This window comes from Leptolyngbya sp. Cla-17 (genome assembly GCF_016807185.1).
Taxonomy (GTDB): Bacteria; Cyanobacteriota; Cyanobacteriia; order Leptolyngbyales; family Leptolyngbyaceae; genus ULC077BIN1.
The window spans coordinates 262,645-278,086 of record NZ_JAEVYN010000003.1 but is presented as its reverse complement, the minus strand read 5'-3'; the positions used below and the strand labels follow the sequence as shown (position 1 = coordinate 278,086).

Sequence of the window (15,442 nt, the reverse complement as noted above, 5' to 3'; positions counted from 1 at the left end):
AGATGGTTAAGGATATTCAATTAAAACTGGACTTTCTGGAATGAATCGAGCTTGATAGTTTGTTTTCTTATTCTTCCCACGCAAGCCACCAATTGGAATCGGCTGCTTAAGCTGCTCTAGCTCTTGCACCTCCCAAAACACCGCCCAGGTCGGGGGATCAGTAGCCGTTGATTGAGGACGACAAATCAATTTACCCGGATAGCGACCTCGACGAGACCCCACATAACCTATATACAATCCGCGCCAGGTCACCTCCGGGTTCAATGGCTGCTCGCCTTTGGCGTGAGAGGCGTAGATGAAGACCTCGATCGCCTTGCCACCCCTCAGCTTTTCGGCTTCCCCAAACACTTCAAAATCCATGCTGCCAAAAGCCACTTTGGGCACATGATCAGGCGGCAGATCATCAGAATCGATTTGGGCAACAAGCGACTCCATTCCTGAGATTAAATGTATCTCTGGGACGGGAGCAAGAATTGCGAAGGCGTGAGTCTTTTGCATAAATCGTCGAACACTATTGAACAAAAAGTCAGCTTTTCTAGCCTACTAGGGTCGGATGAGTTTCTGCGGCACCAAGAACACGACTGCCAGAGGAAATAGTCGTGCCGTTGGGTTTTCAAACCGCTTCTGGATCAGACTTGTTTCCTGTTCAATCTCCTGTGGAATTTGCGCTGCCCTGGCTTTGAGGCTGTTCATATTTCGCTCAAACTGCTCTCGCTCTGGCGTACTAAAAAGGGTCAATTGCTCTACTTGAGGTTCGTCTAGTTCTCTGAGAATGCTGGTTTGCAATTCAGTGAGGATGGCAGTAATGTTCGCAATCTCTTTCTCCGCCCGGTTCTGCAAATCTCGTTGCAGACTGGCGGTTCGTTCACCCTGCCGCACTATTAATGCCTGCATCAGTGGCTCGGCGCATTTGTCCCAACGCTCCACCAACTTTTGTTGCATCGCTTTGGGCACGGCATCAGCAGACACTGCTCCTAATGCCGCTTGTAGAGGCATCACACCCAAACGGCTAAAGCGTCCTTCCTTCAACACTCCACCGGCCGTAATCACCTCTTCATGCAGTCGTTGCTGGTCACTCCCCAGCAGCACCAGTCGCCCATACGCCACTACTGCCGGAGTTTCTAACCCTGCCTTCGAGGACACCACTCTAGCAGCCACTCGATGCAGTTGCTTTCTGCCTTCTGTAGACCAGACCTCTGCCCGGAGCAACCGCAAACACATCTGCACTAAACGGTGATTCAGGTGTGCCAGAACCACGTCATCGCGTCCATGTGCCGCATCAGCATCAAACACGATCGGACGCATTGCTTTGGTGTGAGGGTGCTCTAACCCCTCAGCACAGACCGCCCAGCTACTCTTCAGTGGGGGCAAATTAAACACTGAACCCTTCACCCCCTCAACCGTTGTCTCAATTAACGGAGGCTGATCTGCTAGCTCCAAGCCAATCCGCACCACCGCTTCGACGTTTTCTGGCGTCAGCCGCAGATTTTGCCGCGTCTCCTGTAACTGCTCTCGCAGCTTCTCAATTTGCTCTCGCACCTTGCGTTCAAACTTGAGCATTCGCCTCACAGGTGCCGATTCTTGCTCAGCCCTGGTGGTATCGAGTGTCACTCGTCGCCCCAACATCGCTTCTTCTACTTGGGCTGCAATCACCGGACCTACTTTGCCCAGGTCTTCCCGAATATTGTTCACCTTGAGTGCCGCCCGCATCAGGAACTCTAAATCCCCCTCCAAATCACCAGGACGAATCCCGCTCGTGGTCTGCTCCTGATAGCCTTTGCCCACAAAGTGATAGATCCGTACTTCAGGCGCTCGCTGCCCATGGCGGTCAATCCGTCCATTGCGCTGCTCCATCCGGTTAGGGTTCCAGGGAATTTCGTAGTGGATCAGGCGGGAACAGAAGTTTTGTAAGTCCAGACCTTCGGAAGCCGCATCAGTCGCCAGCAGAATCCGCACGGGAGACACATCGGGATGCGTTTGAAAGGCTGCTTTCACCGCTTCGCGATCGTCTGAGTTCATGCCACCATAAAGCGTCCGCAGACGATCGCCCTGCACTAGCCCGTCGGCTGCCAGCAAATTATAGAGCCACTTCTGCGTTGCCCGATACTCGGTAAAGATAATCACGCGCTCGTTTGACCACTGCCCTTGGGGACGAATGGTGGTGTTGATCCAGTCGAGCAGTTGGGTTGCCTTAGCGTCGGGCTGTCGGGCTGCCCCTTCCGCCCACTGAAGCATTTCTCGCAGCAAGCCTTGCTCTTCCGATGTAAGCGCCCGAAACAGACGACTGGTCTGGCTGATCGAATCATCTGTTACCGCTTCATACACCGCATCATCAGCAAATTCTTCTTCCACCTGCTCTAGCTGTCGCCGCAACAGCCCTTCAGTTGGTTTCGCAGATAGGCTACTGGCTTGACGACGACGCGCGGTCGTTAACGACTCCTGGTGTTGCGTCAGAGTCGTAAGAAATGCTTGGGGACAGGAAAACAGCCGTTTCTTGAGCAGCTTCAAGACAAACTCAGTAGCGTACTTTTCAAGGCTGTCGTTAGCACCCTTCGTTCGCAGTTCTGTATACCGCTTCAGGGACGCATGTGCCTGACGTTCTGCTTGAGGATAATCCACCGCGATCGCCGCCAACTTCCGTTCAGGAAACATGGGCGAATCATCCCAATTTTTCATCTCCTGCTTCAAGCGCCGCACCATCACCACTTGCAGTTGGTTACGATCGGGTTCGACCCCTCGCGCAAACCGCTGAGCGTCTAGCAATTCCAGCAGTGCTGTGAAGCTTTCGGGATAACCGTTGTGAGGGGTAGCAGTAAGAAAGAGCTTATGCTCAAAGTGTGGCACCAATAGACGAATGGTCGCGGTTCGCTGGGAGTCGATCGCATACTGCCCACTACCAGAAGGAGCCACGTTATGGGCTTCATCCACAATCAGCAGATCAAAACGACGGGGATAAATGGATTCCCCTTCTGCGGGCAAGACTTCCCGAAACTGACGCAAAGGGCGATCGCGCTTGAGGAAGTCGATCGAAGTAATAAGTCGGGGAAAATGAATCCAGGGATTGGCATGAATGCCGCGCTGCCGCCGCAGGTCTTTCATCAAGGTACTATCAACAATCCGAAAGTCTAGCCCGAACTTATCGCGCATCTGATCGCGCCACTGAACTTGCAGCGAAGAAGGACAGACAATTAGAATCCTTCGGCAGCGATGGCGAATGATCAGTTCTTGAGCCACTAACCCAGCTTCGATCGTCTTTCCCAATCCGACATCATCCGCGATCAGAAGGTTTACGCGAGGCATCTGAATCGCGCGAACCACTGGGTCAAGCTGGTAGTCCTCAATATCAATACCACTGCGAAAGGGAGCTTGCAGTGTGCGAATATCCGCAGAAGAGGCAGCCCCCCATCGCACGGCATCGAGAAATGCCTCTAGTCGAGCCGGATCATCAAAGCCAGTGGGTTTGGGTAATTCGACCCGCTCATACACCTGTGTCCCAGGCTCTAGTTCCCAAATTACCTGAAGCTCTTCCCCTAACCCGTCATCCTCGATCGAAGAAAGCAGGACGAGATTTTGAGCCGGAGTCACCTTTGGTAATAAAAGACTGACAGGTAGCGTGGTTTGTCGCACATCTGTCACAACATACTGCCGCTGCCGAACTCTCACCAACTGTCCCTGCTCTGGAATTGCTTTAATCACACTCTTAAGAAAATAGGGAAGCCTGTTATGGTCCAGTCTGGCACAAGCTTCTACCCTCAACAATCATGCCCAAAGCCTAAAATGTAGTAACAGGGGTACTTTGGGCGTGTTGTGGCAATCAACGTTTTTCCAAAATGCAAAAGAGTGCTCTAGGGAGTGGATTGAGTGTCCTGTGGTAAACCGTCGTTTAAATGTCATCTTGGCGGAACGGTATTTCTAGTTTTTTCTCGGCTGCTTTTTCGGCTGCCTGATGAATGGCCGTTTCTGACAAATCTGTCGCAATCACCTGGAAGCCTCGCTCAGCCAACGAGATCGCCTGGGTTCCCGGTCCTGTTCCCAAATTCAGCACTATACTACAGCTTAGTTCGAGGGTGAGGAGGGCTTCCTCAACATCTGGGTCTAAGGATAATAACAGGTCAGTACTGTTGGTTGGAGCGTCCAGTTTTACCTCCTGGCTCACTTTATGTAGGGGATGTCACCAAACCGATTGTTTAGTTTCTGGGTGGCTTGTCATCTGGAAAATGCTCAGCTTCTAGCACCACTGAAGCTAGTTGAAAAGCATTGTCAGTCTGCTCAGAAGTTGGTAGCTAGATATACCCTTTAAAGCGACGGCAATTCATTATCCAAGTTCAAAGGTTGTCACACCAAACAGGCGATCGTAGGGTAACTCAGGGCAGGCTTGAGTATACATCCGAGCTGTCTCAAACACCCTCTTCATCTCATACTTCTCAGCCAGGGTGACAGCCGCTACGTTGATTTCAGGAACATCCAGGTAAATGGGAGTACCTGCTGCTACTGTTGACTGGAGGGCAACAAACAACGCTTCTGCCAAAGATGGCTGATCCGCAAACAACGGACCGATCTTGTAACCTGTGTGGCAGAGCCTTATCACTCCGTACCCTACCAGCGTGTTGTTTTGCACAATGCCTAAAGCAGTACTATCAGGTTGATCAATCCAACTCCGGAGAAACTGAACACGATCGCCTGGGAAGAATGCTCGATCATAGGTTGCAATCGTTGCAAATGGAATGTTGAATAGATCAACAATCCGCGAATCATTCGTTGACTCACCACCACTCACACCTTCATAGCGAATATTACGATAGGCGAATTGAAATCCAGATTGCTGATAGTTTTTCTGTTGAGTCAGCACACCATCTAGACCAATATTTCGACCTGACAATGTAGCTAATGCTGCATTCCAGAGTTGAATCCCATAGCCTTGCCCTCGATACTCTGGTTTGACGATATAGAATCCGACAAATCCAAAAGAGTTGCCATATTTAACGGCTGAGATGGTAGCGATCGGTTCATCCCCCAGTGAACCCATCCAAAATCCCGTTGGATCGGCTCTATAAAAACACTCAGCATCGTGCAACCCCGGATTCCATCCCTCTGCGGTTGCCCACGCGATCGCAATCTGAAGGTCTACGCGGCTCATCGGTCGAATTGAATAGGACTTTTTAGTCATTGCCGTCCCATCCATTGCAGCGGGTCAAGCTGATAATAGCGGCGCAGTTGTTCATAGAGGGTTGGGTAGTGAGTCAGCAATCGGCGTGGTTTTTCAAAGAATGTCTCAGTCGCAACGGCAAAAAACTCTGCTGGATTGGTTGCCCCATAACTATCTATCACAGTTTGAACCCCACGCTCTATATCCTGGCAAAGCTGACGGTAGGACTGAGTCATCACTTGTTTCCAAATAGCATAGTCTGAGTGGCTTGGCAAAATCGGCACCCCTTCAGCCTTTCCGTCTTCTTGATCGAGCTGATGAGCAAATTCGTGTAGGACAACGTTGTGTCCGTCTGTCCAATGAAGAGTATCTCGTTTCACAATGTCCCATGCTAGAACCACTTGATCCGCACTCCAGGATTCTCCCAATCTGGCTTCCCGCCTTTCCTCAACGATAAAATTCTCCACAAAGGTCGCTTCATTGACGATATAAACGGTTGGATAAACCAAGATAGACCGCAGCTTTGGGAAATACTGTCCGCGTTCGTTGAGCAGCAATAAACAGGCGATCGCGGCGATCGTGATCTTCATCTCTTCAGTAACCTCCAATCCAGCACAGCCAATGAACTGTTTTTCTGCCAAAAATACTTGAATATGTCCTTGCAGTCGCCTGCGTTCGTCCAGCGAGAGTTTCTCATACATGGGCAAAGTTTGCTCAATTACTGCCCTCCAGAGCGGGAGAAATGGGCGATGTTTGAGGCGATTGCGATGCCAGCGCATCAAAGCAGGGCGAAGCAAAATCGCGGCAGTGATGATGACGACCATCAGTAGGACAATCAGAGTTTGAATCATCGCCTGCTGTAAAACGAAAGCACATTATGAGCGAGTGTAACGGTGTTTGACTCCAACCGGGAAATAATCGGGATCACCCGTTGGATGCAAAGTGATACCAGGAATTTGGTACGCCTCTGGCACGTAGTTGGCAAATTCACTATTGAGTCGTCGCAGGTGTTGGTGAATGGCAGCCGCGATCGCATTCCGCTGCTCTTCACTACCTATCACACCGGGAGCTAACTCAACTGCAATGGCAAGCTGTTTATTTTGATCCGCATCATCCGTCACCTGCATGACAAATTTTCCAGTCACCCACTCACAAATGGGCGCTTGCTCCAATCCAACCGTGACATTTTCAGGATAGACGTTGGCACCAAAGTAAGACACCGTGAAATGCGATCGTCCAAACACATAGACAAACGGCAAGGGATAAACTCCCCGCTTGCCTTGCAGCGCTTTGATGGGATCAAATCCCCACTCTTGCAAAAATTGCAACATTTGTGGATACGCGATCAAGCCGCCATTATCAGAGATGTGATAGCGAATTAAGGGAATGCCATTATCACCGGAAAATAACAGGGTGCCGTCCTGGACTTCAAAGAAGCGACTGAGCGGATCGTATTGCGCCAGCGTCGGCAATCGGGATTCGCCAAACAGGGAGCGAGCCGCATCGGGATGATCCGCCAGCCAGCGACGAATACAAATGCTCAAGGGCGTTTCATTTCCCAACACTCCCGCATCCGCTGTGCCGTAGAGCGAAGCCGAGTCGTAGCAGAAGTTCGTAGAGCCAAGCCGACCGCCTACTAGCGATCTCCATGCTTCACTAAACACTTCCCCTGCCATCACCAACTTCACCTGATAAGCTTGCCAATCAACACCCTGAGCAATGCCACTATCAATCACATCTTTCAAAAATGGAGGATAGCCCAGCAGTATCACCTGCTCAAATTGGGGAGCTAGAGTTTGAACAACCCGCAAGATTTCAGGTTTGTTGTTTCCAGGGGTAATCAGGGTAAGGGGATAGCCTTTGCTTGCCAGATGACGACAACAATTTGCGGTATACATCCCGCCAACCCAGGTTCCCAGGGCAAAACATACGATCGCCAAAGTCCGGCGTTGATCTGCTTGAAAGCTATCGTGAAAAATTTGCTCAAAGCGGGTGGCGATTTGAAATTCATCCGCCAGCGATCGCGCCCAAAAGCTGGGTTGTCCGGTGGAGCCAGAGGAAACGGCAATCATGTCGCAGCTTTCGAGTTGCCCCTGACGACACACCTGCGCCATAGGGTATTGCCGCAGGTAATTGTCCTTCGTGGTCAGGGGCAGGTGTTGAAAGTCTGCGATCGTTTGGATAGTAGCCGGATCAATACCCTGAGTGTGCAGAAATGAAGCATAGGCAGGCACCGTTGCAGCGGTTTGATGAAATAGATCCAGAACTGATTTTTCCCAGTCCGCTTGACTGTGCGGTTGCAATTTGGCTGCAAGCGGCGTGGTCAGAAAAGCCTGGAATGCTTCAAGAGTCTGCTGCGATCGAGGGTGGTGCATCGTCAAATCACCGCTTTTCTAGAATGCAAAAGAGCGCTTTGGGGAGGGGATCGAGGGTGCCCTGGTAGACTGTTTGGGCAACCGATCTAAGATGAAATCGCTGTGTAAATATCTGCTGAATTTCTTCTGGAGTAAACCGATACGGACCTTGCTCCCCTGGTTGCTGCTGGCTAAAGCATTTCAACAACAAGTATTTCTTTGGTTTCAACAGGTTCGCGACGGTCTGCACATAGTCTTCTCTGCGCTGCGGTGGCAGAACATGAAAGCACCCTCTATCCAAAATCAGATCAAACGAGCGATCCAGATGACTGTTAAGAATGTCATCCTGGCGGAACGATATTTCTAGTCCTTTCTCTGCTGCTTTCTCGGCTGCCTGACGAATGGCTGTTTCTGACAAATCGGTAGCAATTACCTGGAAGCCTCGCTCAGCTAACGCGATCGCCTGGGTTCCAGGTCCGGTTCCCAAATCCAGTAGGGTGCCACTGTTCAGATCAAGGACAATGAGAGCTTCCTCAACATCCGGATCTAAGTCTGGGTTGAACCAGGGCATGGTTTCAACGGATTTCTCCTGATAAAGCGCTTCCCAGTTTGGAAATTCTCGTGCCGTCATTGTTACTGTGTTAAAGATTTACAGCATCCGTTCATTTTAGCGATGAACATCCTCATACTAAAGGGTAAGACTAGCAGTCGCATCGAAAGCTGCTTGACCAGAAAGATAGGATTTAGAGCTTGAACAGCCCAGAATTGGTGTAAGTGTTCATTTATCGAGTTTGACCCAGGGAAGCGTTGAATCAGAAAGCGATCGCCCTGTTAGTGTATCTATTTGAAGTTTCCCCTCCAACCAAACCTTAAACTCCGGCTCATACGATTGGGCACCCTTAAGTCAGGTAAGCGATTCTTTTTGATCTTATGCGTTTCCTCCTCCTTGACCTCCCCATTCTGCTGCTCAAAGGACTGCTAACCCTGTTGGGTTTCCTCACTCCTGTCCTGGGGGTGTGGTTAGCATCTTCCCTGGTCGCGTATACAAACGGTCCAACCTGGCTGGCAGTCTTCTCTGGCATTCTCCTATTTCCCCTGCTGCCGATCGCCTGGGATTTATGGGGCAGCAAACGTCGCCAACGAAAGCCGCCAGTTTTAACCTGGGGCGATCGCCTGGTCTTGCGAACTCTCCTGCTCAACCTGATTTTCCTTGCTTGCCTGCTGGCATTACGCCCTCAAACTTCATTTCTGGCACTTTCAACGCGAGGCGACTGGATGCTCGATGGTAAGCAGGGATCTCAGATTGAACTGGTACGGCGATCGCTGTTCAAACTGGCGAACGAGCTTGAGTGGCTATATCTGGCAGTGCATCAGAATCCTTACCAGCAGTACGCTGACACTAGAGAGATTAGCCCCACTCCCCAACCTGAAGTTCAACCATCTCCACAGCCCACACCAAGCAGTCAAGTCTCCCCGCAACCACAGCCCACACCCCAACCTGCGGCAAAGACTGCTGCAACCCGTCGGGCAAATCTATGGTCAGTTGATGCAAGTGTTCATCCTGCGGTTGCTCGAATGCCACCAGGTGTTGAAACCAGTATCGCAGCGGTTGCCCAATACATCGCTCAACAGGAAAAAGATCCGTTTCTACGAGTGAAAGCATTACACGATTACGTTGCCGATCGCATTGCCTATGATGCTCCGGCTTTCTTCGGACAAGTTCCTCGTCCACCCCAGGATGCGGAAACCACCTTTCGCACCCGCAAAGCGGTCTGTGCTGGATATGCCAAGTTGTTAGAAGCTTTGGGGCAGGCGATCGGGGAAGAGATTGTGTATGTGGTCGGTGATTCTCGCAGTCAGATCAGCGACCTGAATGGTAGTGGTCATGCTTGGAATGCGGCGAAGATTGAAGGAAATTGGTACTTGATCGATGCCACCTGGGACAGCGGCTACGTGAATGCCTCCGGTTTCACGAAAAAATATGGCACTAGCTACCTGTTTCCACCGCCAAAAGTCATGATTGTCAGCCATTTCCCCGATGATGCCGCTTGGCAGCTTCTATCCCAACCTATAACTCGTGGTGATTTCCTGCGGCAACCGATGCTGCGTCCCAACTTCTTTGCTCAGGGGTTGAAATTAATTTCACCGACGCGATCGCAAACGGACATTCGGAGCAACGCGGTGATTCAACTAGAAAATCCTGGGCAGCGCTGGTTGATGGCAAGTTATGGAGTCAAAGGGAGTGGGCAATCCCAACACTGCGCCCAGCAAACGAGTCAACAGCCCCAGTTGTCCTGTACTTTACCTGGTACTGGAACTTACGAGGTGCAATTATTTATCGGCGATCAGCAGTATGGACAATATGAGTATGTTGGACAACTGGAATTTAACAAAGGGTAGCGATCGCTCCGTTGATCTACAACAGGAGTACTTTTCTAGAGAAGTCATGGAGATTTTTGCTCTTGTGTTGATGTAGAAGTGAGGCAATTTCTAACTATTGACGCTGCTGCTTCTACCTCTCAGCAGAACTCAGTCAGGAACTTACTTCGTTAGACTTGTTACAAAGGTTAACAAAGAGAGATTTCTGCCATGGGTTCAAATTTATTAGCGGCGACGAGCACCTATTGGCGCAAGTTGAGCCAACTGGATGCGGCTTATCAACGGGGAGAGGTATCCCTTGAAGAAGTCGATGCTCAAGTAAAGGTGCTGATGGCAGAACTGGGGCGAGCTCGCAAAGAATCTTTCAGGTATTTCGTGAACGGACTGCAGAACACCTGGCATGAGCAGCGGGAGTTGTTGTTGGGGGTATCCCTTCTGGGTGTTTTGGCGTATACCTGGTTAGTAGTGCCGTTGTAGCAACGCTTCGACTCTTTGCCATTGTTCCTGGGTCACTTCAAAATTTGTACTCCGGGGAGTCCGAAGCACTTGCAACTTTCGCAAAACTGGGTCGTGTTGGAGACAAAACTTTAGCAGAGGTGCATCCAGAAGTTTTTGAGTGAACTCGACCGGAGCATAAAACCTGCCGATCGCTCGCATGGGTGTTGTCCAGTAGGCGAGATCTGGTGGACGATCCAGGAATTGGGGTGGTTCAAGCACACGAGCGATCGCAAAAATTCCCGCTTGCTTTCCGGCAATCCAAATCAGGACTTGGTCGTCCACTGTAATTTCATCGTTGTACCGCGTGACGAGCCAGTAGAGAACTAACAATTCTCGAATGCTGGTCAGAATTTGGCTGTATTTAGGGTTGGCTTGAAACAACCAGTATGCCATGTCGGTTTATGCCACTTCTGCAAGTTGGACTTACCATTTACTCCACAATACTCTCGTTGGTCTGAGATGCTAGTTTGAGGGCATGAGCCAGACTCAAAACGTCATGCTGCCATTCGGGTAGAACCAGAGTCATCACAATCTCTTCCAGACTGTTGCAGGTTTTCCCTTGTCCGCTTAACCCGTGAACCATGAAATTCCCTCTTGGGAATCAGCCTCTCTTGCAAAGATTTGGCTACAGTGAGGAAGTCGGTTCTATCTAAGCAATGTGGTTTCTAGCGGTTTTTGTTCTTCTGCCCCTTTTGCAAGGCTGTGTCTATAGTCAGCCTCCCATCTCAATGAGTGATTCACCTGTCCCTGCTTGGTCTGGACTCTCAACAACCAGTGTTGATTCAACTTCTGGTCGTTTGCAGATGGTTGAATTCAAATTGAGTGACTACCAATGGCAGCATCGGACTGTGCTGATCTTCGCGCCTTCAAAGCGTATACCTGCTTACCAACAACAAGTACAAATGTGGCAAGCGGATCGAGCCAATGTAAACGAGCGCGACCTCAAGTTGGTGGAAGTGTTGGGAACAGGAGAGAGTCGAGTTGATGGGAAATTCCTCAGCGCAGCATCAGTAGAGAGGCTCAGACAACAATTTGGTGTCCCTGTTGAGGAGTTTGCGGTGATTTTAATTGGTAAAGACGGGACAGAAAAACAACGGAGTCAAACTCCTGTTGATTTGGCTGTGCTATTTCGTACGATTGACGTGATGCCAATGCGTCAGCAAGAAATGCGCTCCCGACAGTAACCTAACGGAAGGATGACGCTCATGCGATCGCTGCAAGTATCCTCTGGACAAACCGTTCCTGTGCTTGGCATGGGCACCTGGAGAATGGGCGAGAATGCCAGCAATCGACAGACTGAAGTTAATGCCTTGCGTCACGGCTTGGATCTGGGACTCTCTTTGATTGATACTGCCGAAATGTATGGAGAAGGTGGAGCCGAAGAGGTGATTGCCCTGGCGATCGCTAATCGCCGTTCTGAAGTCCTTTTGGTCAGCAAAGTCTATCCGCATAACGCCTCTAAAAAAGGAGCAATTGCTGCCTGTGAGCGCAGTCTCAAACGACTGCAAACGGACTATCTAGATCTGTACCTGCTGCATTGGCGTGGTTCTGTACCGTTGTCAGAGACATTGGACGCTTTTCAAACCCTTCGGCAGGCGGGAAAAATCCGCAGCTATGGGGTGAGTAATTTTGATACTGAAGATATGCAGGAAGCAATCCATTTGAAGGGTGGGAACACGATTGTCACAAATCAGGTACTCTACAACCTGATGCGACGGGGAATTGAGTTGAACTTGTTACCCTGGTGTCGGCAGCAAGAGATTCCCATCATGGCGTACTCCCCCCTTGAGCAAGGACAGTTGCTCAACAACCAGACGCTCAAGGTGATCGCTCAAAATCGTGGAGTGACAGCGGCTCAGGTTGCGATCGCCTGGTTATTACACCAAAAAGATGTAATCGTAATTCCCAAGTCCAGCCGCATTGAGCATGTAGAGCAAAACCGCGCTGCCCTGGATTTGAAATTGACTGCTGAAGAACTGGCAGCCCTGAATGCTGCTTTTCCACCACCCACTAAACCGGTTCCACTAGAAATGTTGTGATGCTTCAACGACCCTAGTGTTAATGCCTATCTGGTTGCAGCTACGTTAGCTTAGACACAACCGTTTGTGAATGGGAGTATTTCAGCAGCTCATGCCCCCCAAACTCGGCGCACTTTTTTAGCCACAAGTTTCGCGATCACAGGCGGCATTGTCGGCAGTCATGCCCTCACAGAGAACTCGACGGGTGGTTCTGCCAACTCCGCTCAAACTCCGCCCTCCGGTTCTATGCCAGAGCGGGAATTGGGACAGACTGGCATCCACGTTCCGATTCTGGGATTAGGGGGTGCTGGTCAAACGCCGCTATCATGGCAAAACTCGGAGGCTGCTGCCGTTTCCATAGTTGAACGAGCCTTGGCGTTGGGCATTCGCTACTTTGATACCGCCGCCAATTACAGTCCCAGTGAAGACTACTTGGGCAAAGTGTTACCCGCTCATCGTCAGCGGATTTTTCTTGCCAGCAAAACCGATGCCCGCGATCGCGATGGTGCTTGGCGAGACTTGGAGCGATCGAGCAAGCGCCTACTGATTACTTAGACCTGGGGCATTAGCGGGAATGCATCAGGCAATGGGCTACACCTTGTCGCTACCAGGCGTGCATTGCTGTGTCATTGCGGCTGAAACGGTGGCTCAACTGGAACACAATGTCACCGTTGCCCGTGCCTTTAAGCCATTGGTGAAATCTGAAATGGCAGAGATCGAGCAACGCACTGCAACGACCTGGCAGGAAAACACCTTCTTTCGGAGTTGGACGTAAGCTCTAACCTCACCACGGCAGCGCTTCACCATTGGCGTGCCAGAAGGTGCCTGTGTTCTCCAGCGTTAACTGGTCAATCCGAGCCAGTAATCCCTTAACAGACTCCTCTGGCGTAATGCCATTTGCTGTAAAGTTTGTCATGCGAGTTTGCACTAAACCGGGATGGAGAATTGCCACGGCAATCCCGCGCGGTTTCAGATCGTGAGCCAATGATTTACCCGCCATCGACAATGCTACCTTCGACATGCGGTAGCCGTAGGAACTGCCAGAAGTATTGTCGGCGATCGACCCCATCCGACTAGTCATTAGCACAATTTTAGAGCCTGATTTGAGATTGGGCAGAAGTGCATGAGTCATCCGTAAAGCACCCAAAGCGTTGATCTCAAACTGTTCTCGAATGCTGTCGAAGTCAAGGTTCTCCAGCGTCACCCGCTGAATGATACCGGCATTGTTAATCAACACATCAATTGCCCTCTCCCCCAAGCGACTTTGCAAATCTGCCACTGAAGCATCGGAGGTAATGTCAATCCCCTCCTCCACCTGTATGCCTAGCTGCTGCAATTCCTGGGAGGCACTACGACAAACCGCAATGACGGTCTCTCCCCGCGCTTGCAGTTGACGGCAGTATTCGTAACCAATGCCTCGATTGGCACCCGTAATCAAGTAAGTTGCCATGAAAACTTCAATCATTCGTTAGAGTACAAGTGTATCTCTATTATCAGGAGTGATTCTGTCATGTCCGATCGCCCCTATGATATTGTCCTCTACGGTGCCAGTGGTTTCGTTGGCAAGCAGACGGTGCAATATTTTGCTAACCATGCTGCTCCTGAATTAGTGCGATGGGCGATCTCGGGACGAAATCGCCAGAGGTTAGAGGCTGTTCGAGATGAGGTTGGCATAACCGTAGATGTGCTGGTTGCCGATAGTCAGGATCAGCAGGCGATCGATGGGATCGTTGCTCAAGCACGAGTAATCCTCAACACGGCTGGACCCTTTGCCCTCTATGCCAATGCCCTAGTCGATGCTTGTGTTCGGCTCAGAACTCATTATGTCGATATCACTGGAGAAACACCTTGGGTCAGAACGCTGATTGATCGCTATCATGCTCAAGCTGCTACCGATGGCACACGCATTATTCCCTGTTGTGGCTTCGATTCGGTTCCATCGGATCTTGGGACTTACCTGGTCGTTCGTTACCTGCAACGAGAATTGGGTGTGCCCTGTCAGCAAGTGAATGCCTATTTTCAAGCATTTGGTGGATTTAACGGTGGCACTCTGGCATCGGCGTTCAATCTTTACGATTCTCCAGACGCAACTCAGATGAATGAACCATTCCTGCTGAATCCCTCGACCGCTCATTCTCATGCCGAAGCTGAGCGCGATCGTGACCCGCAAACGCCGTTCTTTGATCCGAACCTCAATACCTGGGTTGCACCCTTTTTCATGGGAGTCGTGAATGCCCGCATCGTCCGCCGCAGTAGTGCTTTATATAAGGACTGGCAGAAACCCTATGGAGCCGACTTCACTTATCAAGAGTATCTCAAGTTTGACCCACCCCTGGCATGGTTGAAGGCAATCGGTGTGACTGCCGGACTGGGACTGTTCGTGGGAGTTCTACAACAATCCCAAGTGCGCGGACTGCTGCAACCCTTCCTACCCCAACCTGGCGAAGGTCCCTCTGAACAAACGATGAACGAGGGGTGGTTCTCCTGTGAACTGGTGGGTACCGCTGTCGATGGGCGCAAGGTGCGCGGAATCATTCGAGATCAGGGCGACCCTGGCAATCGAGCAACGGTCAAATTTGTCTGTGAATCGGCATTGAGTCTGGCACTACAAACCGATGAACTAACCGGTGGACAGGCGAGAGGAGGCATCCTCACACCAGCCACCGGGTTAGGAGATGTGCTGGCAGAACGGTTACGTCAGGCTGGGATGACCATAACCGTGAACCTGTGATTCTGTAGGCTAGGATTGGAGTCAAGACAGTTGGATGGAACGATGGCAAAGCAGGAAAAACCCCTCATGGGAGAGGCACTGGTCAAAGAAGTGTGTCGGCGGATTCGAGTTGCCCGCAGCTATTGGGATGCTCATAACAATGCTGCCTGTCGAGGAGAGCGAGAACGCGCCCTAGCCCTTTATGACACCCTGACGCAGGAGCAAAAGGAGAAAATTCCACAACAGCTAAGGGTGTGGCTACGCTATCGCAGTGAAAAATGCTTTAGCGCACACCGAACGCCACCAAAATCAAAGCGTCAGCCAAAGATTTGAATGA

Annotated in this window: 16 protein-coding genes and 1 pseudogene; 7 read left to right on the top strand and 10 right to left on the bottom strand. The window is 50.7% G+C overall.

What is annotated here, in order from left to right:
• Positions 1-6: 6 nt before the first annotated feature.
• The 7 genes from JOY44_RS25985 to JOY44_RS25955 all read right to left on the bottom strand — a co-directional run bounded on the left by JOY44_RS25985 (position 7) and on the right by JOY44_RS25955 (position 8,131).
• On the bottom strand, positions 7-435 hold the full coding sequence (locus tag JOY44_RS25985) for a hypothetical protein (protein WP_242541882.1): 429 nt from the start codon (positions 433-435) through the stop codon (positions 7-9).
• 108 nt (positions 436-543) lie between these two features.
• The gene (drmD, locus tag JOY44_RS25980) at positions 544-3,696 is read right to left on the bottom strand and encodes a DISARM system SNF2-like helicase DrmD (RefSeq protein WP_242541881.1); all 3,153 of its coding nucleotides are present in this window, start codon (positions 3,694-3,696) and stop codon (positions 544-546) included.
• Positions 3,697-3,883: 187 nt separating this feature from the next.
• The gene (locus JOY44_RS25975; protein WP_171576455.1) at positions 3,884-4,156 is read right to left on the bottom strand and encodes a class I SAM-dependent methyltransferase; all 273 of its coding nucleotides are present in this window, start codon (positions 4,154-4,156) and stop codon (positions 3,884-3,886) included.
• A gap of 159 nt (positions 4,157-4,315) precedes the next feature.
• Positions 4,316-5,167 carry a GNAT family N-acetyltransferase gene (locus JOY44_RS25970; RefSeq protein WP_171576454.1) on the bottom strand — a complete coding sequence of 284 codons (852 nt, stop codon included), beginning with the start codon at positions 5,165-5,167 and terminating at the stop codon, positions 4,316-4,318.
• Positions 5,164-5,997, bottom strand: coding sequence for a zinc-dependent peptidase (locus tag JOY44_RS25965; protein ID WP_171576453.1), 834 nt, complete (start codon positions 5,995-5,997; stop codon positions 5,164-5,166). The genes JOY44_RS25970 and JOY44_RS25965 overlap by 4 nt, the downstream gene beginning before the upstream one ends.
• 24 nt (positions 5,998-6,021) lie before the next feature.
• Positions 6,022-7,521: a phenylacetate--CoA ligase family protein gene (locus JOY44_RS25960; protein WP_171576598.1), complete on the bottom strand. Its 1,500-nt coding sequence runs from the start codon at positions 7,519-7,521 to the stop codon at positions 6,022-6,024.
• A 7-nt stretch (positions 7,522-7,528) separates the two neighbouring features.
• Positions 7,529-8,131, bottom strand: coding sequence for a class I SAM-dependent methyltransferase (locus JOY44_RS25955; protein WP_171576452.1), 603 nt, complete (start codon positions 8,129-8,131; stop codon positions 7,529-7,531).
• A gap of 299 nt (positions 8,132-8,430) precedes the next feature.
• Between JOY44_RS25955 and JOY44_RS25950 the strand changes: the two genes are divergently transcribed.
• A complete protein-coding gene (locus JOY44_RS25950) occupies positions 8,431-9,900 on the top strand; it encodes a transglutaminase domain-containing protein (RefSeq protein WP_171576451.1) in 1,470 nt (489 codons plus the stop codon).
• 189 nt (positions 9,901-10,089) lie between these two features.
• Complete coding sequence (locus JOY44_RS25945) at positions 10,090-10,356, top strand: hypothetical protein (protein ID WP_171576450.1); 267 nt, start codon at positions 10,090-10,092, stop codon at positions 10,354-10,356.
• Here JOY44_RS25945 and JOY44_RS25940 read toward each other — a convergent pair.
• Together JOY44_RS25940 and JOY44_RS25935 are read right to left on the bottom strand one after the other, a co-directional pair.
• Positions 10,339-10,770, bottom strand: a complete 432-nt coding sequence (locus tag JOY44_RS25940; protein WP_171576449.1) for an EVE domain-containing protein — start codon at positions 10,768-10,770, stop codon at positions 10,339-10,341. The two genes, JOY44_RS25945 and JOY44_RS25940, sit on opposite strands and share 18 nt — an antisense overlap.
• A 37-nt stretch (positions 10,771-10,807) precedes the next feature.
• Complete coding sequence (locus JOY44_RS25935) at positions 10,808-10,960, bottom strand: hypothetical protein (RefSeq protein WP_171576238.1); 153 nt, start codon at positions 10,958-10,960, stop codon at positions 10,808-10,810.
• A 145-nt stretch (positions 10,961-11,105) separates the two neighbouring features.
• Between JOY44_RS25935 and JOY44_RS25930 the strand changes: the two genes are divergently transcribed.
• The 3 genes and pseudogenes from JOY44_RS25930 to JOY44_RS25920 all read left to right on the top strand — a co-directional run bounded on the left by JOY44_RS25930 (position 11,106) and on the right by JOY44_RS25920 (position 13,170).
• Complete coding sequence (locus JOY44_RS25930; protein ID WP_171576448.1) at positions 11,106-11,561, top strand: DUF4174 domain-containing protein; 456 nt, start codon at positions 11,106-11,108, stop codon at positions 11,559-11,561.
• A gap of 21 nt (positions 11,562-11,582) precedes the next feature.
• Positions 11,583-12,416: an aldo/keto reductase gene (locus tag JOY44_RS25925; RefSeq protein ID WP_171576447.1), complete on the top strand. Its 834-nt coding sequence runs from the start codon at positions 11,583-11,585 to the stop codon at positions 12,414-12,416.
• 78 nt (positions 12,417-12,494) lie between these two features.
• Positions 12,495-13,170: pseudogene (locus JOY44_RS25920) on the top strand (aldo/keto reductase).
• 9 nt (positions 13,171-13,179) lie between these two features.
• On the opposite strand, the gene JOY44_RS25915 reads toward JOY44_RS25920, so the two are convergent.
• Positions 13,180-13,845, bottom strand: coding sequence for an SDR family oxidoreductase (locus tag JOY44_RS25915; protein WP_171576597.1), 666 nt, complete (start codon positions 13,843-13,845; stop codon positions 13,180-13,182).
• A 60-nt stretch (positions 13,846-13,905) separates the two neighbouring features.
• On the opposite strand from JOY44_RS25915, the gene JOY44_RS25910 reads away from it, so the two are divergent.
• Together JOY44_RS25910 and JOY44_RS25905 are read left to right on the top strand one after the other, a co-directional pair.
• Complete coding sequence (locus JOY44_RS25910) at positions 13,906-15,126, top strand: saccharopine dehydrogenase family protein (RefSeq protein ID WP_171576446.1); 1,221 nt, start codon at positions 13,906-13,908, stop codon at positions 15,124-15,126.
• 42 nt (positions 15,127-15,168) lie between these two features.
• Positions 15,169-15,438 (top strand): Precorrin-3B methylase, encoded by a 270-nt coding sequence (locus JOY44_RS25905; RefSeq protein ID WP_171576445.1) that lies wholly within the window; start codon positions 15,169-15,171, stop codon positions 15,436-15,438.
• Positions 15,439-15,442: the final 4 nt, after the last annotated feature.